This is a genomic window from Flavobacterium sp. ACAM 123 (assembly GCF_000264055.1).
Taxonomy (GTDB): Bacteria; Bacteroidota; Bacteroidia; order Flavobacteriales; family Flavobacteriaceae; genus Flavobacterium.
This window is the reverse complement of record NZ_AJXL01000031.1, coordinates 13,162-37,229: the sequence shown is the minus strand read 5'-3', so window position 1 is coordinate 37,229 and position 24,068 is coordinate 13,162. Positions and strand designations below refer to the sequence as shown.

Annotated in this window: 26 protein-coding genes; 4 read left to right on the top strand and 22 right to left on the bottom strand. The window is 34.6% G+C overall.

Going from position 1 to position 24,068, the window contains the following annotated elements; genetic code table 11:
* Window positions 1-176 precede the first annotated feature (176 nt).
* The 6 genes from A3SG_RS19370 to A3SG_RS0107705 all read right to left on the bottom strand — a co-directional run bounded on the left by A3SG_RS19370 (window position 177) and on the right by A3SG_RS0107705 (window position 6,316).
* A complete protein-coding gene (locus tag A3SG_RS19370; protein WP_016989456.1) occupies window positions 177-1,145 on the bottom strand; it encodes an IS110 family transposase in 969 nt (322 codons plus the stop codon).
* A gap of 385 nt (window positions 1,146-1,530) precedes the next feature.
* Window positions 1,531-2,625: an AI-2E family transporter gene (locus A3SG_RS0107725; RefSeq protein WP_016989455.1), complete on the bottom strand. Its 1,095-nt coding sequence runs from the start codon at window positions 2,623-2,625 to the stop codon at window positions 1,531-1,533.
* Window positions 2,626-2,708: 83 nt separating this feature from the next.
* Window positions 2,709-3,818 (bottom strand): PAS domain-containing sensor histidine kinase, encoded by a 1,110-nt coding sequence (locus A3SG_RS0107720; RefSeq protein WP_050979824.1) that lies wholly within the window; start codon window positions 3,816-3,818, stop codon window positions 2,709-2,711.
* 197 nt (window positions 3,819-4,015) lie between these two features.
* A complete protein-coding gene (locus tag A3SG_RS0107715; RefSeq protein WP_016989453.1) occupies window positions 4,016-4,861 on the bottom strand; it encodes a hypothetical protein in 846 nt (281 codons plus the stop codon).
* 17 nt (window positions 4,862-4,878) lie between these two features.
* Window positions 4,879-5,697 (bottom strand): 3-deoxy-8-phosphooctulonate synthase, encoded by an 819-nt coding sequence (kdsA, locus tag A3SG_RS0107710; protein WP_016989452.1) that lies wholly within the window; start codon window positions 5,695-5,697, stop codon window positions 4,879-4,881.
* Window positions 5,698-5,863: 166 nt separating this feature from the next.
* Complete coding sequence (locus tag A3SG_RS0107705; RefSeq protein ID WP_016989451.1) at window positions 5,864-6,316, bottom strand: hypothetical protein; 453 nt, start codon at window positions 6,314-6,316, stop codon at window positions 5,864-5,866.
* A 191-nt stretch (window positions 6,317-6,507) separates the two neighbouring features.
* Between A3SG_RS0107705 and A3SG_RS0107700 the strand changes: the two genes are divergently transcribed.
* A complete protein-coding gene (locus A3SG_RS0107700; RefSeq protein WP_016989450.1) occupies window positions 6,508-7,065 on the top strand; it encodes a YeeE/YedE family protein in 558 nt (185 codons plus the stop codon).
* A gap of 3 nt (window positions 7,066-7,068) precedes the next feature.
* The gene (locus tag A3SG_RS0107695; RefSeq protein ID WP_016989449.1) at window positions 7,069-7,482 is read left to right on the top strand and encodes a DUF6691 family protein; all 414 of its coding nucleotides are present in this window, start codon (window positions 7,069-7,071) and stop codon (window positions 7,480-7,482) included.
* 49 nt (window positions 7,483-7,531) lie between these two features.
* Here the strand turns inward: A3SG_RS0107695 and A3SG_RS0107690 are convergent, their stop codons facing one another.
* From A3SG_RS0107690 to A3SG_RS0107650, 10 genes are all read right to left on the bottom strand, one after another.
* Entirely contained in the window at window positions 7,532-8,203 is a 672-nt protein-coding gene (locus A3SG_RS0107690; RefSeq protein WP_016989448.1) for a lysoplasmalogenase, read from the bottom strand.
* Window positions 8,204-8,212: 9 nt separating this feature from the next.
* Complete coding sequence (locus A3SG_RS22955) at window positions 8,213-8,908, bottom strand: hypothetical protein (RefSeq protein ID WP_316945219.1); 696 nt, start codon at window positions 8,906-8,908, stop codon at window positions 8,213-8,215.
* A gap of 39 nt (window positions 8,909-8,947) precedes the next feature.
* Window positions 8,948-9,487, bottom strand: a complete 540-nt coding sequence (locus A3SG_RS22950) for a sterol desaturase family protein (protein WP_316945218.1) — start codon at window positions 9,485-9,487, stop codon at window positions 8,948-8,950.
* A gap of 100 nt (window positions 9,488-9,587) precedes the next feature.
* On the bottom strand, window positions 9,588-9,863 hold the full coding sequence (locus A3SG_RS0107680) for an ATP-dependent Clp protease adaptor ClpS (protein WP_016989447.1): 276 nt from the start codon (window positions 9,861-9,863) through the stop codon (window positions 9,588-9,590).
* Window positions 9,864-10,516: 653 nt separating this feature from the next.
* Window positions 10,517-11,350, bottom strand: coding sequence for a 50S ribosomal protein L11 methyltransferase (gene prmA, locus A3SG_RS0107675; RefSeq protein WP_016989446.1), 834 nt, complete (start codon window positions 11,348-11,350; stop codon window positions 10,517-10,519).
* Window positions 11,351-11,455: 105 nt separating this feature from the next.
* Window positions 11,456-12,208 carry a triose-phosphate isomerase gene (tpiA, locus tag A3SG_RS0107670; protein ID WP_016989445.1) on the bottom strand — a complete coding sequence of 251 codons (753 nt, stop codon included), beginning with the start codon at window positions 12,206-12,208 and terminating at the stop codon, window positions 11,456-11,458.
* A gap of 52 nt (window positions 12,209-12,260) precedes the next feature.
* On the bottom strand, window positions 12,261-12,761 hold the full coding sequence (locus A3SG_RS0107665; protein WP_016989444.1) for a TlpA family protein disulfide reductase: 501 nt from the start codon (window positions 12,759-12,761) through the stop codon (window positions 12,261-12,263).
* 208 nt (window positions 12,762-12,969) lie between these two features.
* Window positions 12,970-14,046, bottom strand: coding sequence for an ABC transporter permease (locus A3SG_RS0107660; RefSeq protein WP_016989443.1), 1,077 nt, complete (start codon window positions 14,044-14,046; stop codon window positions 12,970-12,972).
* An 82-nt stretch (window positions 14,047-14,128) separates the two neighbouring features.
* Window positions 14,129-15,229, bottom strand: a complete 1,101-nt coding sequence (locus A3SG_RS0107655) for a BT_3928 family protein (protein WP_016989442.1) — start codon at window positions 15,227-15,229, stop codon at window positions 14,129-14,131.
* Between the two features lie 13 nt (window positions 15,230-15,242).
* Window positions 15,243-15,785: a DUF1599 domain-containing protein gene (locus A3SG_RS0107650; RefSeq protein WP_016989441.1), complete on the bottom strand. Its 543-nt coding sequence runs from the start codon at window positions 15,783-15,785 to the stop codon at window positions 15,243-15,245.
* Between the two features lie 342 nt (window positions 15,786-16,127).
* On the opposite strand from A3SG_RS0107650, the gene folP reads away from it, so the two are divergent.
* Entirely contained in the window at window positions 16,128-16,952 is an 825-nt protein-coding gene (gene folP / locus A3SG_RS0107645; RefSeq protein ID WP_029596674.1) for a dihydropteroate synthase, read from the top strand.
* Between the two features lie 360 nt (window positions 16,953-17,312).
* Window positions 17,313-17,678 carry a hypothetical protein gene (locus tag A3SG_RS22270; RefSeq protein ID WP_016989439.1) on the top strand — a complete coding sequence of 122 codons (366 nt, stop codon included), beginning with the start codon at window positions 17,313-17,315 and terminating at the stop codon, window positions 17,676-17,678.
* A gap of 202 nt (window positions 17,679-17,880) precedes the next feature.
* Here A3SG_RS22270 and A3SG_RS19355 read toward each other — a convergent pair whose 3' ends face one another.
* The 6 genes from A3SG_RS19355 to A3SG_RS0107610 form a co-directional block, all read right to left on the bottom strand.
* The gene (locus A3SG_RS19355; protein WP_016989438.1) at window positions 17,881-18,345 is read right to left on the bottom strand and encodes a CHRD domain-containing protein; all 465 of its coding nucleotides are present in this window, start codon (window positions 18,343-18,345) and stop codon (window positions 17,881-17,883) included.
* 290 nt (window positions 18,346-18,635) lie between these two features.
* A complete protein-coding gene (rlmH, locus tag A3SG_RS0107630) occupies window positions 18,636-19,109 on the bottom strand; it encodes a 23S rRNA (pseudouridine(1915)-N(3))-methyltransferase RlmH (RefSeq protein ID WP_016989437.1) in 474 nt (157 codons plus the stop codon).
* A 6-nt stretch (window positions 19,110-19,115) separates the two neighbouring features.
* Entirely contained in the window at window positions 19,116-20,534 is a 1,419-nt protein-coding gene (locus tag A3SG_RS0107625) for an adenosine deaminase (RefSeq protein ID WP_016989436.1), read from the bottom strand.
* A gap of 721 nt (window positions 20,535-21,255) precedes the next feature.
* Window positions 21,256-22,518, bottom strand: a complete 1,263-nt coding sequence (locus tag A3SG_RS0107620; protein WP_016989435.1) for a DUF2254 domain-containing protein — start codon at window positions 22,516-22,518, stop codon at window positions 21,256-21,258.
* Between the two features lie 632 nt (window positions 22,519-23,150).
* Window positions 23,151-23,378: a hypothetical protein gene (locus tag A3SG_RS0107615; protein ID WP_198008505.1), complete on the bottom strand. Its 228-nt coding sequence runs from the start codon at window positions 23,376-23,378 to the stop codon at window positions 23,151-23,153.
* Window positions 23,379-23,483: 105 nt separating this feature from the next.
* Window positions 23,484-23,954: a cupin domain-containing protein gene (locus A3SG_RS0107610; RefSeq protein ID WP_016989433.1), complete on the bottom strand. Its 471-nt coding sequence runs from the start codon at window positions 23,952-23,954 to the stop codon at window positions 23,484-23,486.
* Window positions 23,955-24,068 lie beyond the last annotated feature (114 nt).

Below are 24,068 nucleotides of genomic sequence, written 5' to 3'. Positions count from 1 at the left end.
ATGGCAGCCACCAGCATCGGTATGATTGTAAGACCCAAGAGCTCCGCTTGAATTGGCGAAGCAATAAATAAAATAGCTACCTACTTTGAGATGTGGCTTCATTTTATGGAACCACCATGGCGGTTTTGTAGTCTATTTTTCTTGTATGATTGAGCTTGTTAAGAAGGTTATTTTTATTATTCTATCGCGATAGCTATCGGGACTAAATTTCTATTAATTTGATATGCGGTTTCGGTCTTAATGACAGAAAGAATTCTTCTGGCCATTTTATGAGCTACTTTTATAATGACACTTTTTACGTTTTTACCTTGATGTTTTCGATAATAATTCTGCATTTCTGTATCTTTTCTAATAGCGACCCAAGCAGCTTCTACTAAATAACTTCGTAATTGAGAACGACTTCTTGGCGTAATTCCTAAACACTTTTCTGACTCTCCACTGTTATACATTCCAGGAACTAATCCGATGTAGGAACTAAACTCCCCTTCGTTATTGAACCGACGTAAATCCCCACATTCTGCCAAGATTACACTTGCTAGATAGCCTCCTATTCCAGGAATACTTTTCAAAAGATTGTAATCTTTGTTATTGTTTTTTCTACAATAAGCGCGCATTTGATTTGCAATTTCTAAATATTCTGATTTGATAAACTTGAACATTCGTATTTTTCCTTGCAATGCTAAATCACCACAAGAGCTACTGAATTTAATATCCTCTAACCACACAATAAAAGCTATACTCCAATTAGAATTATCAAATTCTTCAGGTACCTTTATTCCATGAAACAGCAACATACTTTTGATATGTGATTTGGTTTGTAGCAGTTTCTTGGTCACTTGGGTTCTATGGCGAGCCAAGGTCGTAAATTGTTCGTGCTCTTCTGTAGGAATAAAAACTCCTCTAAGAACACCTGATTTTAATTGATTGGACAAGTTTTTAGAATCTAAGGCATCTGTTTTTTGATATCGTTCTTTATCTCCTCTCTTTACGTCTGAGGGGTTAACAACTAGAACGTTCCATCCTAAGTTTAAAAAATATCTTGAAACGGAGAAGCCACAGCAACCCGCTTCATAAACTAAATCAACGGCGTGATCTGGAAATGTTCGCTCCACATATAGATACAAATCCTCTGCATTAGAAGGCATAGAATAAGTCTTGTGAAAAAATAAATCTGTTTAAATAGAAACTGTCCAGCTTTTTTTGTGAATATCTAAACCAATGAATATCTTTGGAATAGAAAAGGAGTCTTGTAATTGCATAATCTTCGTTTTTAGTACTCTCAAAGTTATGCTTTTACATTGATGCTTTGAGCTAACTGGAATTTAGTGGAATTAGCGTTGTAATTTATATTGACGTTTATCTAAAAATATTCGTGGTCATAATTCCCAAAACACGGAAAAAATACGGAGACACTGTAAAAAAACTACAAGAGTAACACTTTTGGTTTTTTTGATCCAAAGACTCCAATAGTGTAGAGCTGTTTTTAAGTACTAAGTATCTGAATCAAGTGTAAAGAAACGTGGACAAAAATTAGAGTTGTGTTTTATTAGGCTCTTTCTCTTCTTCTCCCAAGAGGATAGACAATATTTTTAAACGGGGTGAACGATCGGCAATTAGTTTTACGATACTTGTGAATGGAATAAATAGAATCATTCCTGCAGCACCCCATAAAATTCCTCCCGCAGTGATCATAATGATGATAACTAATGTATTAATTTTTAAGCGGTGGCCTACTACTAAAGGAAATATCACATACGCTTCCAATGCCTGCACAATCGTAAAAACTAAAACAACACCTAATGGATACCATATGGAATTAAATGTTATCCAAGCAACGGCAATGGGTAAAAGAGAGGATATCATAATCCCTACGTAGGGAATAAAAGTAAGAATGGAGGCGATAAAACCAAACATAAATGGATGTGGCACTCCAACAATTAAAAGGCCAATACTATTTAGAAGTCCAACGGCGATATAGACTAAGAACATTCCTTTGATAAAATCATAATACGCACGTATCGTTTCAATCAGGATTTCATGAATCGTTTCTTTTTTGTTAGCAGGAAAAATTTGATACAACGCTTTTGCCAATATCGGGCGGTAATAGAGAATAAGCGCTGAGAGAACAGGTATAATTAAAAGAAAAAATAGAGATTCTGAGAGCGAATACAGTGAGCTTCGGAGGAATGAAAATACCTGTGTACTAGAATTATTAATGGAGTTTTTAAAAAAAACAACTTGTTCTTCCGTAGTTATTTCAAATCGCTCAGCGATAAAAACACTGATTTGATTCAAAGCTTCCAAAAGTTTTTCACGAAACAGTCCCCATTCATTAGAGAACTCATTGATTTGTACAAAAAGTAAATAAACGATGATTGCGATAAATAAGATAATGATTAAAAGGGAAAGTATAATAGCTCCTATTTTGTTTATTCCTCTACCCTCTATCCATTTACAAACCGGAAAAAGAATAAAACTGATCAATAACGAAAAACTAAGAGGAATAAAAAGAGTTTTTCCAAAATAAAGTATAAAACAAATCAATACAATAGTTTGAAGTATTTCAAGTACTGAAAAGGTAACGGTTGAAGAGCGTAACTTTGGTATTTTGGGAATTTCTATCATAAGAGTATTACACTTAAATATTCTTTCATCGCATCACTATTACAATTCTAAAAATTCAAGCACCTTATTTCCTAATTTTCATTTCAACTCTTAAATGTGATGATAAATTTAGCGCCTTCATTTATTTTGCTTTCCACTGCTATTTTGCCTCCAAGACTGGTAATATGGTTGTAAACTAAATAGAGACCAATACCTTGGCTGTCAATATTATCATTGAACTTCTGATGTAGGCCAAAAATTTTACTTTTTACCTTATCCATGTCAAACCCAATTCCATTATCAGATATAATTAATTGTTTATTTCCATTGACAATTTTTGAGTAAATGGAAACAATGGGTACGCAATCATACTTAGAATATTTGATTGCATTTGTCAGCAAGTTTAGAAAAATACTTTTCAAATAGCCTTTGTTAAAACTAATAGTTTCAAATTCTGAAAAATCTACATTAATTATCGCATTTGAATTATTGATTATTGAATTAATGGAAAGTAAAACTTCATCTAAGGTAGCATTTAAATTTAATTCTTCGAGATGGGAATTAATTATATTTGTTTCATTTAAAATTGCTATATACTCACTCAGCATTTGTTTTAAACCCTCTGTCGAAAATTTTAGTATCGAAATAAATTCAAGAGTTTCCGAATCCGTAATTTTAGAAAGATCTAAAAGTTCAAAAACGGTCAGCATATTATTAACAGGTGACTTGATATCGTGAGCAGTGGAATAAGTAATCTGCTTGAATTCGTGATTAATTTTTGTCAGTTCGGCTAAATGTATATTTCGCTCCTCTTCTAGTTCTTTTTTATAAGTGATGTTCTTTGCAATAGCATATACCACTTTGTCACTTTCTATGGGTAATGAAGTCCATAATAGCCATACAATAGCGCCACTTTTGGTGATATAACGGTTCTCAAAATTAAATAAAGAGATTTTCTTTCTAAGTTCATTTCTGGCGCTGGAAGTACTTTTTCGATCATCAGGATAAACGAATTCATCGATGGGTTTAGATAGTAATTCCTCCTTTGTATAACCCAATAATTCTGATACTGCTGGATTTACTCTTTTCAAATAGCCATCATATCCGGCTACACAGAGTAAGTCGGGTGCCAAATCAAAAAATTTTTCGAAGTTATCGAAACTGTCATAATTATCATAATTATTATTTATAACATTTTCTTCTGTTCGTTTCATTTTCCCCATTCCTTTAAAAAATAATACCTTTTTAATACCAAAGGCTAGTTTAATAATGAGCTACTAAAGTAACCATAAAATATCAGATATTACAGAGACAGAGCTAAAACTAATGTAAAAAAGGGGTTTAAAATGTACTTTAAAGAAAATGAGGCTGCCAGTTACGGACAGCCTCATCAAATAATTGTAGGGTATATTTAGATTTTAAAAATAACTCCAAAAGCGATAAGTCTCTGTAAAAAGAAGAAATCTTGTGAAGCACTGTCTTCAACACTTTTAGTAGTACGAATATCTTGCATATTAATATATCCGCCTTTTAACTCTCCTTGTATATAAAAGTGTTTAAAAAATGTTGCGTTCAAACCCGCTTTTAGAGAAGTTCCATAGCCAGAAACATGAAAATCATCGTAACGTTCTTTAGCTAAAAGAGTTGCATTAGTTTTTGGATATAACAAACCAACACCTACACCTTCGGTTAAATTAATTTGAATTTTATCAGTATTTCTAATTTTGAATAAAGACGAAATATCATCATGTCTAGAAAGCTCTGTGTTGATATAATTTAAACCATCAGTATGCTCATACATCAAAAAATTTTCAGTAATTACTGTTGGTGTATTATTGTAAACTCCATCAAACGGGGTGTTAGCGCTTATACTTCCAGTTATATTTGCCGTTTGATTTTGAGTCATCACATATTTCATGTGATCAACTCCTAATGCAATACTATAATGATCATTTATAAAGTAACCCATTCTAAAATTAGTTTGCGGAATGGTCATTCTTACCGGATTTATATAATCAACATGCCATCCCTTAGGTTTGTCATGAGCAACTATATTTTCTATAGTAAAATTGTAATCCTTTCCTCTAAAGTTCACATCAGATTTAGTATAACTTTCTCGGTTTCCCCCCCACGATACAAAGAATTTCCCCTTTTTATGTGCTGTATATTTATCTTGTATTTTGATTTCTTCTTGAGCACTTATTGTGTTAGAATAAAAGAAGGTTATGAATGCTGCGAATAAAAATATATTTTTCAAAGTAAAAGTTATAAAAATTAGAACGTATTAACCGTTTTTCTAATGGCGACTAGTTTAGTCATTAAGGCCTCAAAATAATCCAAATGCAACATGTTTGCTCCGTCACTTTTGGCATTAGCCGGATCGAAATGAGTTTCTATGAAAATTCCATCAACACCTACAGCAATTCCCGCTTTGGCAATTGTTTCAATCATATCCGGTCTTCCTCCTGTAACACCTGCTGTTTGGTTGGGTTGCTGTAATGAATGCGTAACATCAAGTACTGTAGTTGCATGCTGTTGCATCGTAGGAATCCCTCTAAAATCAACAATCATGTCCTGGTATCCAAACATAGTTCCGCGATCAGTTACCATTACATTTCCATTGTTACAATCCAATACCTTCTGTACAGCATGTTTCATACTTTCAGGACTCATAAATTGTCCTTTTTTCAGGTTTACTACTCTTCCAGTATTGGCTGCAGCCACAACTAAGTCAGTTTGTCGAACTAGGAAGGCGGGGATTTGAAGTACATCCACATATTGTGCTGCCATTTCCGCATCTTCATTCGTATGAATATCAGTTACTGTAGGAACGCCAAAAGTTTCAGACACTTTTCTAAGGATTTTTAACGCTTTCTCGTCGCCTATACCGGAGAAACTGTCAATTTTTGAACGATTGGCTTTTTTAAACGAACCCTTGAAAACGTAAGGAATTTCTAATTTGTCAGTGATGCCTATTAATTTTTCAGCAATTCGCATTGCCATTTCTTCACTTTCTATCGCGCAAGGTCCGGCCAGTAAAAAAAAGTTACCGCTATCCGTATGTTTAATTTGAGGAATATCTTGTATGTTCATAATTGTTTTTTTGAAAGTGCAAAGATAGTTATGATTTGCAACTTAACTTTAGATTTTATTTCTTTTTAAGAAGCTATTTCCTGCTATCCGCTTGTATCTTACTGTTTTTAAAGAAAAACTAGTAAGGATACCGCTTCTATCAGGGCTAGGGTGAGAGTTGTTATATTTAAAATTTTTTTAAACTAAATCCCACAGGTACCATTAACACGCCTTTTTCATAAATATTTACATATAAAATAATTGGTTTCTTTTGACCCTCCCATGTTATATCATAAACATCGAGAAATCCTGCGCCCATTTCGCTTCTTTTATTAGGGAATGGACAGCAGCTTTCGAGCTTTTTGAATGTGATGTTTTCTCCGTTTGGTCCGGCTAGTGCATGGAGAAATCGTCCTTGGTTTATAGATTCGTCCTTTGTGTTTCGATAAAAAATATTAACAGGATAGTCTTTATCGTAACCATATTTTGCGTCTTTGCTATATTCTGTAATTACAAAAGTATTGTTTCTGGAGAGTTGGAGAATAGGAGCGTTGTCATCCACGTTTTGCAAAGTAGATTTTGTACTTATGCAGGAAACAGAGGTGATGAGTAGAAAGATAAAAAATATTATTTTTTTCATATTTTATAATTTTTGTAATTTGTATTCAGTTGTAAATATAAGAGAGTAACGATTTTTACCGGCAATATCTTATAAAACACAAATATAGAGGAAACTTAAAAAGGAAACCACCCTCTAAAAACAATTGTGTCGTAAAATGTGATTACTATAAAAGTTAGAATCCTTACTTTTGCAAAAAATAAATTAAAAACATGAATATTATTTTTCAAACATGGCCGTGGTATGTATCCGGTTTTTTGATTGGCATTATAATGCTTTCCTTGACCTATTTTGGGAAAACATTTGGTATGTCTTCTAATTTACGTTCGTTGTGTTCTATGGCAGGCTTGGGGAAACGTGTTGCCTTTTTTGACTTCGATTGGAAAGCACAACGTTGGAACTTAGTGGTGGTCTTAGGTGCCATGATGGGTGGCTTTATAGCTGTTCATTTCATGGCTGATCCTTCAAATGTTGCTATAAATCCAAAAACTATAGCCCAGTTGGCACAATTGGGAATCGATTCTCCAAACGGGAAACTAATGCCCGCAGCCCTTTTTGGACCGGAGATATTCACTTCTCCAAAAGGTATTTTGATTTTGTTACTAGGAGGCGTTTTAATCGGTTTTGGAACTCGCTATGCGGGCGGCTGCACTTCCGGTCACGCGATTTCCGGTTTGAGTAACTTGCAAATCCCTTCTTTAAAGGCCGTTATTGGATTTTTTGTTGGAGGGTTGATCATGGCTTATTTATTATTTCCCTTAATTTTTTAGAATATGAAAGTAATAAAATATTTATTGGTTGGTTTTGTTTTTGGAATAGTATTGACAAAATCAGAGGCCGTTTCCTGGTACCGAATCTATGAAATGTTTCAGTTTCAGTCGTTTCATATGTACGGAATCATCATGACTGCAGTCCTAACCGGAATCATTGGAATTCAGTTGATGAAAAGAAGAAATTTAAAAGATATCAAAGGCTTAGCAATTGAAATCAAAGATAAAGAGCAAGGCTCTGCACGTTATTTGATCGGAGGGGTGTTTTTCGGATTAGGTTGGGCACTCGTTGGTGCTTGTCCGGGTCCGATATTCATATTACTAGGTGCCGGTTTTTGGAGCGTTTTAGTAGTTCTTTTCGGAGCTTTGTTCGGCACTTATTTATATGGAGTTTTAAAAGATAAATTGCCCCATTAATCGGGGTAACTAAAAAAAAATAAATAGCATCTTCTAGTAATAGAGGATGCTATTTTTTTTGATTTAATTTTAAAATACCGGATACAATCAAATACTGTGCGATCAGATAAGTAGTCATGATAAGAAAGGAACTCAACACAACAGGCTTATAAAACTTGTTGAAGGCCAGAATGCTGTCTGAGCTTACGAAAAAAACAGCGCCCATCAAAATATACCAATTTGCTGGCGTTTGCCATATCAGGAAACCTTTAAAAGCAAACAACAACATTGTTGAGATAACCAGTGCATAAACAAAAACAGCAATAGTTAAATCACCAAGGCGCGGCAGCAAAAAGGCAATCATCACGATTAAATACATTATAATTGCAGTGACACCAGTCCAAAAAACAGCCTTGTTTTTGGTGTTTTGCGGTTTTAGTTGTTTGTTAAATAATAGAATATAAGCAATAGGAGAGACTAAGAAAGAAATTAGGCCAACGATGAAGTACATCTCATCTCTATCAGAAAATAAAAGGATGATATCGCCAAACCACGAAAAGCTTAAAGCGGTTAATAGGAACTTTTTTGAATGGAAATCACTTTGGAGATAAACCACCAATAGTAGAAATGGAATCAAAAAGGGCTTAATATACCAAGCAATATTTTCGTGACCCAAGAGAATAATTAAGAGATAGATAAAACATAAAGCGATGTAACTATTTAATAGTAAGGTATTTTTCATGGTCGATATTTAGGCATTGAGAAGTGCAACGTTTTTTGCTTTAAATTCAAAAGACAAAAAATAAACTGTCATTACTAATGAGAGTAGGAGGTAACTGACAACGATAAAATTTCCCTCAAGAAATAGTGAATTGAGTCCAAACCAATCCCCAAAATAATAAAGAATAGCTAAACCGAATAGAAAACGTACGGTTTCCCAATAAACAGAGAAGCGGTTTTTATCCATTAATTCAGTATAACTATATATTGTTAGGAATACAAACAAACCGTAAATAGAAATAACAGGCAAGCCTATCGCGGCTATGTTGTAGAAAAAAAAACTGGCAAACAGCAAGGTTACCAATGCTTGGGTAATGGACCAATAAATAAGCGTTGAAGAAGCTTCCGTTCCATATTTATCAAAAGCATACACGTTTGTAATTTTATTTACAGGATATTTTTCTTCGAAGTTTTCTGCATGCCAACCGGTGGGTTTAAACCAAATGGTCAATTTATCCTTCCAGTTCTCTGCACGCCAAGAATAAGAAATTAATAGGCCTAGATGTTGAAAGTTAATGCGTATCGGATTCCAGGTTTGAGCTGGTCTTGTAATGCCATAAACAGGAGGGATTCCTTGTAATTCTTCTTGGAAAGTATGGAATAATTTGTCCCAAAAAATAAAAATACTGAGAATGGTTTTTATCGATATATTCCGGATTAATGACATGATGCACCCGATGGTGTGAAGGAGTAACAAGAATATCCTCTAAAAACGCCCTATTTTTTTAATATGTTTGGTATGGTACCAAAATTGCAAAAACAATTGAATGGGAAGTGTTATGACGATGACTGCAGTGGGAATTCCTATAATGGCCGCAGGAATAAGTAAAAAAGTAAATAAATTTATAAAACTGGCTACGGTTTGCCTCAAAGCGCAAGCGAGATTAAACTCCTCACTGCTATGATGGATGGTGTGTTTATTCCAGAAAAAATTGACCTGGTGGTTAATACGATGGGTCCAGTATCCGTAAAAGACAACAATGATAAAAGCGACTAGATAAGTAAAAATAGTGGCTTCTAAATGAAAAACAGCCATGTTAGAAACCATCCAACCATAGGAAATAAAAGTAATACTAAGACCTAAGACATCTTTTACAGCGTTTGTAATTCCGGAGCTGACGCTCGATACACTATCCATTAAGGGGACGCTGTCTTCTCCTTTGTAGACACCATACATTTTTTCCAGAATGATGAATAATAAGAAAAGTGGCATCGCAATCAGTAGTATTTTACCAAATTCTTCCATAGAAACATTCTATTTTAATCAAATATAGGATAAAATAGAATGTTTTTTAAATAATTTGCAACAAAAAATCGAATAGGAATTTTTTTTCCCTAAAAGTAATTTATATTATTTCTGCACTTAATCCTGCGTCCAATAAGCCGGTGCATTGCGGCTTCAACTTGTCAAGGGGACCCGTTTTTACGGTGCATTTCCCGTTATAATGCACAATTAAGGAGCACTGTTCCGCTTGTTCAGGCGTATGCTCACAAACGCGGATTAGGGTATCGATTACGTGGTCGAAAGTATTGACATCATCATTATAAACGATGATTTCATTATTTTTAGAGGTCACTTCCTTTACACTGACTTTTTCTCTTATTTTTTCTTTTGTACTCATTTTTAAATAATTTAGTGTTTAGATAAAAATATAGTTGACTTATCGTTTCTTAAAAATACAAAATACAAAATTTCGCATAGTTTCAAAGGGCTTTCTATGATCTTCATTAATACATTTTAGTTTTCCATAATCGAGATGGAATTGCTGTTGCAGCGCCGGCTCTGTATATTATTTAATATCAATACAACTGCATTCTTCGGGGACTTTATCTGAAAATTTTCCAATTATTAAAAGGCTGCGAATTCATCATTGAGCGGACTTAAAATAATTGCTTATTTGTTTATTCGTAGTTAAAACAGGAGATGTACCATAGTAATGGCAAATAGAATAAGTCCTATAGTGACTGTAGTCATTGCTATCTGTAACAGTTCACCGTATTTTAATTGCTTTCTTGCTTAGCCGAACCTTCGCTTTTTCTAATGCTTTTGTCGAAAATGCCAAAACTGTGCCATTCATAAACTTCGTATCATATATAATCGATAAGCTCATGTTCATCACCAAATATAGCCCGTATTTTGGGAGATTTCCCTAATTAGTTTCCGTCTTAAATCTACAGATATTTTAGTTTTTTCGTGGGTCCAAACAATTTAATTCAGCATTTTATTCTCATTAATGGTATCCCAATAATCTTTTGTATTACTTTAAGTAGACCACTAATTTACGTATTTTAGTGAAACCCAATTGTTTCTTTCAAATTTTTTAACATAAGTCAACCCTTTTTCTGCGCAGGAAGCGTCAATAAATGGAATGTCTTGTTCATAGAACCCGCTTAAAAGAAGGGTTCCTTTTGGGTTTAAGCAATCTACGTAACTTTGCATGTCATTCAACAAAATATTTCTGTTGATGTTGGCAATAATTAAATCATATTTTTTATCCTTCAACAAAGAAGCGTCGCCTTCGTATACAGTGATGTGCTCACAATTATTGCGTTCCGCATTTTCGATGGAATTTAAATAACACCAGTTGTCAATATCGATAGCATCAATTGGCTTAGCGCCTTTCATTTCGGCAAGAATAGCTAAAATAGCTGTTCCACAACCCATATCTAACGTTGTCATCCCTACAACTTCTGTTTCTAGCAAGTGCTGAATCATCATGTGTGTCGTCTCATGATGACCGGTACCAAAGCTCATTTTTGGCTCAATCAATATATCAAATTCAGCATCCGTTTTTGGATGAAAGGGAGCACGTACATGGCAGTTTCCTTCTACGTTAATCGCCTCAAAATTCTTCTCCCATTCTTCATTCCAGTTTACAGGATCGATTTCCTCATACGTATACTCGATGTTGAATTCTTCTGATTTTAATATACGCACGTTCTCCAGAATTGTCTCGTCCCATAGTTCCTTTTGTACAAAGGCAGAAAGGCCAGTTTCCGTTTCTGTAAAACTTTCAAAAGCTGTTTCTCCTAATTCGGCAATTAATATTTCTGAACCCAGCTCTTTTGGTTCAACCGTAAAATGGTAACCAATGTATATGTTTGACATGTTTATTTTTTTTGCAAAGGTACTCTTTCCTTTTTATCGAATATTATAAAAATAAAAAAAGCGGCAAATTCAATTGCCGCTTTTCCTGTATTTGGTATAATTTTTTTAAAATGCGTTCACAATCGCAACAAAATCATCTGATTTTAAAGCGGCACCACCAATAAGACCTCCGTCTACATCTGGTTTTGAGAAAATTTCCTTTGCATTTTCTGGTTTTACGCTTCCTCCATATAGAATCGACACCGCGTCTGCGATATCGCTTCCATATGCTTTACGAACCGTTTCTCTGATGAATTCATGCATTTCCTGTACTTGTTCTGGAGAAGCAGTTTCACCGGTTCCAATAGCCCATACTGGCTCGTAGGCCAAAACTACATTTCCCCAATCGGAAGCTTGAATGTTGAATAAACCATCTTTTAATTGATTTTCCACTACATTAAAATGACTTTTGGATTGACGGTCTTTTAATTCTTCGCCAAAACAAAAAATCACAGTCATGTCATGCTCTAAAGCAGTATTTACTTTGTTTGCAATCATTGCATCCGTTTCATTAAAAAGCGCTCTGCGTTCTGAGTGTCCAAGAATTACAATATTCACACCAACGTTTTGCAACATATCAGCAGATATTTCTCCTGTGAAGGCACCACTTTCTGCTTGATGCATATTTTGAGCCGCAACATCAATACCAACAAACTCTAAATGATCAACCGCTGTAGAGAGGTTAATGAAGGTAGGAGCAACTATTATTTGTACTTCAGTTTCAAAAGGTATTTTATCGATCAATTCATTTAATAAATCTTCGGTTTGCTCTGCATTTTTATGCATTTTCCAGTTTCCTGCAACTATCTTTTTTCTCATTTCAATTGGTGTTATATTTAGTTCTTCGTTTTTAGTTCTATTTGAAATAGTCTTATTTTAAGGATGCTAACGTTTCGTTGATTTTATCAAAATCAGTTTCTATCGCGCGATATAAAACAATTTTCCCTGTCTTATCCACAATGATATATCTTGGAATCCAATCCAAATCGATGGCGCTTCCAAAGACTCCTTGCTGTTGGTCATTGGCCATAAAATGATCTCCTATAAGTTCATGTTTATCGATGCCTGATATCCATTTATCCGCTGTTTTGTCCATTGAGATAAATACGTAGTCGACGTCTGGATTGTTAGCTTGTAGTTCTTTTATTTTTGGCATCGCTTTTACACAGTCCCCACACCAAGAGGCCCACATTTCTATGACCACCGTTTTTCCTTCGTGTTTCTTTAAAATATCCTGAAATGCAACTTGACTTCCATCAGGCGCTAATAATGTCTCGGATAAAGCTTCTTTAGAAAATGTAGTTTTCTCCGTATTTGAATTGGAACAGGAAAACGTTAAGAAACCGACTAATAAAGCAACTATTTTTTTCATTTTTTTATTTTTAACAAAGTTAAACAAACAATTTAATTAGGGTATGCGGATTAAGAAAAATTGAAGACTCCTTTTTAAAATAACAAAACCGAGCAGTTTCGTGATGAAATCAAGAATGAAATCGTAATAGTTGGGCTTAAAATGAATTATGTTAGGAGTTGACTGCTGTTTTTATTTGTAAAACACACCAAAATGCTAATTTTAAGCACTATGCTAATCTAATTTTAGGATCGAGATAGGCATAAATAATATCTACTAGGATATTTATAACCACAAAAGTAGTCGAAATCACCAGCACGGAACCCATGATTACGGGTAAATCCAGATTGTTCAGCGCTTCCACAATTTCTTTTCCTAAACCATTCCATCCAAAAATAAATTCAACAAAAACGGCACCTGCAAGCATTGAGGCAAACCATCCCGAAATCGCTGTAACGACTGGGTTTAAGGAGTTTTTTAAAGCGTGCTTTCTAATGATTTTAAATTCAGATAGTCCTTTGGCTCTCGCAGTACGGATGTAGTCTTGACCAAATGTTTCGAGTAAGGAGTTACGCATCAGTTGGATTACCACCGCCAGCGGACGGATTCCTAAAACCACTGCGGGTAAAATAATATTTTTCCATTGAATATAACTTCCTTCACCAAAGTCATCTACTTCATACAAACTCCCGGTCATGTTTAGGTGTGTATATTTGTGCAGGACAAAACCAAAAAGCCAAGCAAACAAAATGGCACTAAAAAAGGAAGGAATGCTCATTCCTAACGTGCTTATTAGTGCAATTAAACGATCGATCCACGTGTCTTTATGCAACGCTGAAATGATTCCAAGAAGAATACCGAAAACAATAGCAATCACAATGGCAAAAAAGGCTAATAGAGCAGTATTGGGTAGTGTGTTCCCAATTATCTCAGATACTTTTTTACCACTTTTCTGGAAACTTTCCCTTAGGTAAGGAGCCTTGATTACGAGCTTTAAATTAGTGAAACTAAATAACGGTAGTGCATTGTATTTTCCTTCGCTTAAATACGTGTAATCGGAGTCGGTTTTGCTGTGCAGTGAGAGAGGCGATAGGTCATTGAGATAGTAGAAATACTGGGTAGCAATGGGTTTGTCAAAACCATACTTCTTCTTAATCAATGCCAGTTGCTCTGAATTTTCATTTTGATCCAGCATCATGCGTGCAGGATCTCCAGGTAAAACATTAAATAAAAAGAAAATAACAGTGATCACCCCGTAAAGGGTAAGCAGTGCATATCCAAATTTATTTAAAAAGTATTTCAGCATGTTTATTTATCTGCGGTCAAGGGCTAAATGTGGTAGAAGTAGAGGGTGCTTTTTCCTCTAGAACTTTGAACATCTGGACTATTTATAATTTTAGATCATCGATGTCGTTGTGATGAACTTTTTGTTTGATAGTTCCTTCTTGAAGCACTACAATACTAGGATTAGCCCTTTCAATGGTCTTTAAAGTTATTGCATCACAGGTATAGAAGTCAAAAGTAAGATCATATTTGTTCTGAGCTTTTTCGATTTCTTCCACAGCAGAATTGGTCATTCCAATTACTATGTATCCTTTGGCCTTGGCTTCCTGGCTTAATTTTTCCAGTTTTTCCATACCGCCTTCCTCAGCTATGGTCAAGTCATATGCGACAAACAGTAGTAATTTTGGAGCTGCTAAAAACTCATCTTTATAATCAGAACCGTCTTTCATCATCGTGAAATCATGAATAGGAGGGACATATCCCTCGGTGATTACTTTGTCTTTTCGGTCTACAAAAGTTGCTCCGTCAGGAAGATTCATCAAATCATCTGTCGAAAATTCGGTATCGACTCCATTTATATTATAGATAAAAGTCATTTCCACGACAGACTTTGGCGCACCTTCAGGAACCGCCATTCCTTTTTGAATATTGGCTCCCACTTTAAAGGGTCGGAAGTCAATTATAGGCAAATGATTAAGTACCCAAACCCCCAAAAACATACATAGTAAGATACTGGCGTAGGTAATAATATTTTGAACGCTCTTTGTAAAAAGAGGATTCACTAATTTTTGATTAATGAATAAGATAAAGATGAAGACTAATAAAATAATATCTTTTGTGAAGGATTCCCAAGGTTTTAATTTTAAGGCGTCACCAAAACATCCGCAATCTTTCACAACATCGAAATAGGCCGAGTAGAAAGTTAAGAACGTAAATAATACAATCATGAGCAACAAACTCCCAATCGTAAATTTAGATTTTTCTCCAATAAGCAGCATTACACCAAGAACTACTTCGACAATGACTAAAAACAAAGCCAAGCCTAATGCAAACGGAACTAAAAATGGGAGATTAAAAACGGGCTCACTAAAATATTCGGCTAATTTATAAGAAAAACCTATTGGGTCGTTTAATTTTATGAGTCCTGAAATGATGAAAAGTAAGCCAACGAATATCCTGGAGAACTGTGTAATTATATTTTTCATTTTTATCTGCTATTTATTTGGCGAAACCCATTAATATTAATGCGAAAATGGAATAATTGATCATGTCCTGATAGTTGGCATCAATACCTTCTGAAACGATTGTTTTTCCTTTGTTGTTTTCGATTTGCTTTACGCGAAGTAATTTTTGCAAAATCAAATCGGTTAATGAATTTACACGCATCTCGCGCCATACTTCGCCATAATCGTGATTCTTATCTTCCATTAGTTCTTTGGTCAGTTTGACTTTAGCATCATATAATTCAGTTGCTTTTTCCACATCTAAATCCGGTTGATGTGCCACTCCCAGTTCCAATTGGATTAAAGCCATTAGCGAATAATTGATGATCCCGATGAATTCTCCGGTTTCGTCTTCGTTTACTTTTCTAATTTCATTTTCCTGTAAACTTCTAATTCTCTGCGCTTTTATCAAGATTTGATCCGTTAATGAAGGCAAACGTAAGATGCGCCAAGCACTCCCGTAATCGGTCATTTTATTGATAAATAGCGAACGACAATTCGCAATTACGTTATCGTATTCTTGGGACGTATTCTTCATTATTGATGTATATTTGTCTAAAATTTTATCAAAAATAGCATAATTTTTTTGAATCAGGAATGAAGGGCGAAGATTATCAGGGCAAATGCATTAAAAATAAATTAAAAATTTCATCACATAGAAACATAGATTTCACCTTCTTGAAGAAAAAGACATTTCATTTTATATAGAAATTAGAGCTAGAGGAAATAATTTCGCCTATTTAAAAGGATGTTTTTATATCTCCCGAAGTGACGGATCGAAGTGGTGAAAAATAAGATCTTTTTGCACTGTAACTATCATTGAATAGGTAAGGATTTAAAATGAAAAAGCTAACTGAGACTGTAAAACAAAATAAATAGAATGACAATTAACTGTAAAGGCCAACTTATCGACTTATCAATTCCTAAAGTAATGGGGATTTTGAATGTGACTCCCAATTCGTTTTTCGATGGCGGAAAGTACAATGACGAAAGCCAACTATTGATTCAAGTTGAAAAAATGTTAACTGATGGTGCCACTTTTATTGACGTTGGAGCCTACTCCAGTAAACCAAGTGCGGAGTTCGTATCTGAAGAAGAAGAATTGGGTAGAATCATCCCTGCGGTTCAATTAATATTGAAGCATTTTCCGGAGGCATTACTTTCCATTGATACTTTTAGAAATGAAGTCGCCAAAGCTTGCATTGAGAACGGTGCTGCCATCATCAATGACATTTCGGCTGGAAGCTTAGATAGCGAGATGCTTGGGGTTATTGCTAAATATAAAGTTCCGTACATTATGATGCATATGCGCGGTACTCCACAAACGATGCAGAGCATGACCCACTACGAAGATATAGTCAAAGAAATGCTTTTCTATTTTTCAGAAAAAATAAATAAAGCACGGAGTCTTGGCATTAACGATTTAATTATTGATCCTGGTTTTGGCTTTGCCAAAATGATAGACCAGAACTATGAAGTATTACGGAAAACGGAATTGTTCCAACTGTTAGAATTGCCTTTATTGATTGGAATATCCAGAAAATCAATGATATATAAAACTTTGAATTCCAGTGCTAAAGAAGCGTTGAACGGAACTACAGTCTTAAATACGATTGCCTTGACTAAAGGGGCAAATATTCTCCGGGTACACGATGTGAAAGAAGCGGTGGAATGTGTGCAACTTTGGAATAAAATCAATGTGTAAGGCGGAGATGAACTTGTTGCCAATTCGATGCAAACACGAATGTAGAAAAGCGAGACGAAGTTAAGTTAAGGATTCAAATAAAAATCAAAATAGCAAATTAAGATAATATTCCTTTTAAAAAAAACAGTTTGTACTTATGAAATATTTAAGTTTAGTTTTTTTTTTCTAGGATTTTCTTGCTGAAATAAAGAAGATAGCTTATTATCAAAATCAAATATAACCGTAGTAAGTGATCTTAAAGATCATTCGCCTATTTATCTCTTTTTCAGGGCAAACGGTAGAGATACTTTCGTGGAAGTTAACCGAAAAAACAGCATCAGTACGACCAATTGGATTTTGAATATTGATTAGCGCTTACCGTTGAAATTAGTTACTCCTGAGGTAATGACATTGCAATACAAAAAACGCAAAGATAAAGCCCATAAAAACGGAAAGGCCGAGAATTATTATTCTTATGCCAACAGTATCGTGAAGAATATGGCTTTTATTCCTTTCACGGAGGTCTTTTATAACATGGAAAAGCCGGAAAAGTTTAAATCTTTTATATTCTCCCAGAAAAATGGTTCGGTACAATTTAATTATAAAGTATTTCCAAAAAATGAATTGGCGAAAAATCTAAATAATGTATTCATTGAACACGAATGTGAAGTCTCAATTTTTTATGATAAAAACATATCATTTGGTGAATATATTCAAGATAAGATTTTTTTTTCGGAATTTAGTTAGTACCAAAAAAGGTATAATTTTAAATGGTGACATGGAGTTTATTTATTTACAAGTAGTTAGAGATATGAACTTATTGGTTTTAGATCATTCATTCGTAATATATTTTTAAATGCCTAAATAAATGTAAAAAAATAAGTTTCACTTTATTTTGTGAAGTTTGATTAAGAAACTTTTTTTTAAGGATATAGAAAATAAATTATTTCTAATAGCCTCCTCCGCTACCTCCACCATTAGTCGCTCTCTTAACGAGTTGACCTCTTATTTCTCCACCATTAAATGCAGTGGTATGAATGTTGACATAATAAAGATTGGCCCTCAAATCCGATTCTTGTGCCGCAGTTAAAGCAGCGCTGGTATAGGTAAAAGGGGTGGTTAAAGTAGTAAATGGAAAAACGACAGAACCATTGATACCAGCTGCTCCCATATGTATATGCCCGCCAGTAGGCGATGCAATATTATGATTTACAGTAATCGAAAATATTTTTGTACTATTATTAAACGTAAGCGTCGCGGTTCCAGCTGCAGTTGAATTGTTCGCAGGTACCTCATTTGCGCCATTTAATACGGCAGTAAAATTTGTTGTGCTAGGATCCGCGTTTGAATCGCTGTTACTACAAGAAACTAAACTAAAAATAGAAATTGCAATAAATATTACTACGTTTTTCATGGTTTAAAAATTAAGATTAATGAATCCTAAATGTAAATTTTATTTTCACAATTTAAACTTGATTTAACAATAAATTATGTTTGGTTAGGTAATTTTATGGATGCGCTAAAATAACTTTTTATAATTAATTTTTTGATAAAAAAATACTCAAAAAAAAATTAACGTCGATTAAAAAATTTTGAGGAGAAAATTAAAAAACAGTGTGATCAAAAAAAAGGTCAAAATGTGCTTTCCGTTTTTTAAAAAGGTAAAATTTGTTGTACACCATAATTTTAGATCTAATTTATAAACTATTGATGATGATAGGGTTCATTCTTCAAAATCGTAAACCCGCGATATAGTTGTTCGATAAAAAACAAACGTACCATTTGGTGAGAAAAAGTCATTAGCGAAAGAGAAATCTTTCCTTGTGCTTTGGCATAGACCATATCCGAGAAGCCATAAGGACCTCCAATGACAAAAACCAAAGTTTTTACGCCAGAGTTCATCTTCTTTTGTAATTCTTCGGATAATCCTACACTCGAAAAGGTTTTCCCGTTTTCATCCAATAAAATCAATTGGTCGGTAGGAGATATTTTTGCCAAAATCAATTCGCCTTCTTTCTCTTTTTGTTGGTTTTCAGATAAGTTTTTTACGTTCTTGATATCTGGAATTACCTCTAGGTCAAATTTGATATAAAAAGACAAGCGCTTGGTATAATCGTCAATTAAAGATTGCAATGCTTTATTATCTGTTTTACCAATAGCGATCAGTTTAATATTCATTTGGGTCTATTTTAAAGGGAAATTAGTCTCAAAAGTGGCAAAACGACTGTCAAGATCTTTTATTAGTTTTTTCTTTACTTTTTCGTCCTGTATAAAGCTGTAATTAATACTGTTATACACATACTGCTTGATGTCAGCATAGGAGATTTCTTTGTATCTGCTAGCTAATAAAACATATTGCTCGGTCATATTCGTTCTTAGTATACCGGCGTCATCTGTACTGATGACAATGGGAACTCCAAATGTATTGTATAGCGAGATAGGATGTCGATTATTTTTTACTTTCAAAATGAATTCATTGCTGACCAGATTAATTTCGATGGCTACTTTATTTTTAGCCATATAGCGCAACAACTCGTATGCTTTACTTTCATAAGCCATGTCAACTCCGTGACCTATGCGATTAGCTCCAGCGGTATAAACAGCATCGTTGATGTGCGAGGTCAGGTCTTCGGGTTGAACAAGTCCTAAGGTAAGTTCGCCCGCATGCATGGAGTATCTTACATCAGGAAATTTACTGTGACAATAGTTGAACATCACCATGTGCAACCAGTAATCTTGCATGGAGGTTTCGCCGTCTTCTGGAGAAACAATATTAACACCAGCCATTAATTCACTACTGTCTGCAGAGATAAAGGCGATCACTAAATTTTTGAACAAAGCAACGGGTTCCATAAAACGTAAAACAAAATTTTGATAACGCATCGTGAAACGTTCATCATCAATTTTCAAATCATGGTGCAGTTTCGCCACAAAGTTCGTGTTGAAATCCTCGGCGTCTGCTGCTGCATCTCTTTTTAGCATCGTACTGTATAGAGTATCAAGGAGTGCTCTAACTCCTTTTTCGTTTCTGTTGTTTGCCAATTGTCTTAATTGGGTATTAAAACCAAAGAGGTCAGCGGTATTGATGTTTGAAGGGATAGTCGAGAATTCAGTTTCGATATAACTCACGTTTTCTTTAATTGCTCTGTTTTTTAGTTCTAATAAGCCTTCTCCAAAATGTCCCACGATGGCTGGACTAAACTTTTCAAAAGACTCAAAAAATAATTTGTTTGAAGGATAACTCACTTCGTTATAGTCTTTGATGGACCATTTTTCCATTATTCGTTGTTTGTAAACACCAAGTTCACCGCGTTTATTAAGCGTAGAGAATTTCTCCCAGTTTCCAGTATCTGGTTTTTCCTTTAGCACCTCCATAGTGGCGGTGTTTAGGTAAAAATCTTCGGTGATGGCATCTTCTAATATCGGCTCGGCATAAATGGAACCGCTAAAATGGTGGTGCAAATCGCCTCCTTTTGGCATTTGGGAAAAGAAAGCTGTTAGTTGAGCTTCATTATTTCTGATCTTCTCTAAATAAATACTTGTAGATTGGGCGTAGCTTAGATTCAGCAGTGCCGAAAAAAGAAGGGTATAAATTAATTTCATAGTTGCAGTTTTTGTAGTAATGATAACTACTGGTAAAATCCTAGTTTAGGAATCAGTTTTTTGTCGCTGAATTGCCTTGTAAGAATCACTATATGGGTTACAAACGCGCCATTCAGAATAAATAGGAGGCGAAGGTAAGTGATTAAAGGCATAAAAAAAAAGACATATACTGAATTACTCGTTATTCAATTCCACATTAAACGCAGGCGATTGATATTCATTGTCCAAATAATTTCAGGAAGGGTGGTTTTGTTTCCTTCTCGCGCGGTACAATAATGTAGCGATATGACTTCAATTCCTCTTTCATTAGAATTTTAGGCAATTCATCATGAGTCCTTCTCGCGTAGAGACGGTCGCAGTTTCTCTCGATCCGTTTTTTTTAGATTATCATTTGTTTCTACAGACATTAGTTGCGTTTTTAGCTTCGCCTTTTTGATTTAATTTTAATGTGCTTCCCCCTCTGTAAAGGATCTTTTTTAGTTAAGTCCTTAAGCAAGGAAGTATCTGCGGAATCAGTGTTCTTTGTCTCGCCTTCATTTTGTGAGAAGGAAGGACACCGTCGAAACAAATAGAATAATAACGCATAGAAGTAGAAGTTTTATTTTTTGCATGCTAAAACCCGCTGTACGTTGATTCCAAATTGTATGAAAAACCTTTTTTGACGTTTAGGATTTTAATGCTGCATAAATGGGTTCCATAAAAGGTGATAAATACAGTATTTTTAGGACTTTTTGGTAAATAAAGCCTCATTTTTCACTTTATTAAGATCTTCTTTAAGCTCCATTGCGATTTCTGCTCTTTCAAAAGATTCATGAGAGTGATACATAGCGGCTATTTTCATGGAAGAATTATCGATGGCATATACGCTGTTGAAGGCTTTTTGAAGGCGGATCATCACTTCGATATTTCCGGCACCGTCGCGGGCTATGGGTCTAAATGCATCTTCAAATAGATCTCCAATGGCAAGTTCAGGAACCGCGATGCGGTCGTACTCTTCTTTTTCTTCTTTTTTCGGATCAACTGTTTCTGCCCATAAAGAAAATAAACGCACATGACTGCTGATTATCTGTATTGCCGTACCGGGGTCATTGACTGCGGGAGATAATGCACGACTGGCGATTTCGCTTAAAGTAATGAGCCCGAACCGGGGATCGTCATCAAAGTACCGCATATTTCCTATCACAAATGCTTTCCTTAAGTCATTATAATCTTCCTCTTTGCTTGTTTTTTCATTTAACAAAATATAAAATAAGGGCTTGTCCATAGCAGAAAACGTTCCAGGAACTGCGTTGATAGTAATCAATGCATCTAATCTTTCTGCAATTTCCTGTAGCTTAGACATATAGATTTGCTGAACATAACCTGTTATTTTACCGTAAACAGCCGAACCTTTTTCTCGATTGGAATCAATTCTAATTCCGTTTAGCGTAGGCGACTCTAATCGGTTCTTTAATGCATTTTCGGTGGCTTGTTCTACTAATTTAATAGTATGTTCCATACGTCCCAATCTAGAGATACGCTCTACCCATCGTAAAAAAGTAAGAATAACCAGTGCGAAAAATAGCAATGTAAATATAAATAAAGTAAAGTTCCCTGCTATACCGTAGTAGCCATTATTTAAAGCGATCGTGGCTACTATACTATAGATAAAGGAACCTATAAAAACAGAAAGAGCATTTCGCGAAACATCATCGGCAATAATAAGTTTAAAAGAGCGGGGAGTGGCCGTATTGCTTGCTGCCGAAAATGCTGAAACCATAGAGCCTACTGCGAAAATGGAAATCACCAACATACTTGCTGAGATGGTACCGAGTAGAGCTTCCAAGGATTCGGTATTTATTTTGGGAACTAATTCATGAAGACGGGTACTGTCAGCTACCTGCGCAATTAGCGCTGCCAAAATAGAAAGCAAACAGAAAATCAATGGTCTGAACCATAGTTTTTCTGCTATGCGATTCATTGTAAAAAGTAGTTTTTCATTCATAACGGTAAGGTTTGGTACTAAATTAATATATATTTATTGAAATAACTAAAATCCTACGCCGCAATGGTTTTCGCATAATTGATACAGAAATATTTTAGGATCGGTTTAATTTTTTTAAAGGTTTAGAAATTCGATTTTTATAGTGTGATAAAATGCTTTATATTAAGGTTAGGCATTTGTGACGTTAGTCAAACTTCATGGAATAGTGGTACTTTATAGAGGAATTTATATTGACTTATTTTAATAATAAAAACGACATGAAAATTTTTTGAATAGAAATTACTTTTAAAAAGTGACTTTATTATAAATGCTAGCAGATTGCATGTAAGTAATTTTATAAAAATAAAACAGCTCCTAGGGTATGATGACAGCAAATTATACTACGAAAGAAAGGAAAAATACTTCATTTTTAATGATATAGTAACCTATCATAACGGCTATTTTCTTTTTTGGTATTCCAAACCGGGAAAGTCGCAGTTTTACCAAGTACCAACCACGATGTAAGGGGTTGCGAAATAAAGTTTTTCTTTTAAATTGTCATAGCAACCATTAATGATGTCACTTTTGGATGTGTAACTGATTTCGATATATTTTCTGAGACCGTAAGTTGTGGTTTTGCAAGTTCAGGTACTTTAAAAGGCTTTGCCATTGCGGGTTCTGGCCTTCGTAAAACTATCGCTGTCATTTAGTAAATAAAACTCTTGCAACTCTATAGCAGCGCCAGAAGTTTTGGAAATTAAGGTTCTGCCACTTCTTTTTGCTAATTCCCATTTTTCTTGTGGAGCGGAGTTTAAACTAACAGCACCGGTAAAGCTCATAAGTAGAATATAGGCGATAAAAAAGAGTATAATGGACGTCATGTTCTCTTTGACTGTAATAAGACATTTTGATTTTCGAGTATTTGGGATAAAACTAATAAATACTCTTAAGATTTACAAGATGAGACCTTAATTTTGAGGTATTTTCTAATTCAATTGTTTTGGCTCATTGGTAGTAATAACAAAAACAATGAGTGGTTCATCAGATGTATTTAAGAGGGAATGAAAACCTTTGCCGCTCATTGCAGTAATACTTCCTTTTTTCACTGTTTTTTTTCGAATGATTCCAGCGTCTTTTGTTTTCTCTGAATATTCTCCTTGCCCATGCAAGACAACATAAAGTTCTTCTTCATTACGTGAGCCATGAGTATGAAAACCTGCTTCGTCGCCTTGGTTAAAAAACACCATGTAAGCACCGATACGATTATTTGTTAATTCACCTTCGTCAAACATTTGAAGTAAGTACACAATTCCATTACCACCATACATCGGATCACGTTTATCAACTCTAACTACTGTTCTTTCTATTTGCTTGAACGAGGTAATACTCAGATCAATGTATTTTGAAACAAGTTCTATTATTTTGGAACTTTCGTTTGAATGAGTTATTTCGTACATTATATCTTTAAGTTTTTAGCGGGTATAATTAGTTTTATTTCTATTTTCAAAAGTACTCTTTATTTAAGAAACACGAAATTAAGAAACCAATAAAACGCTAATCTATCAAGAAAC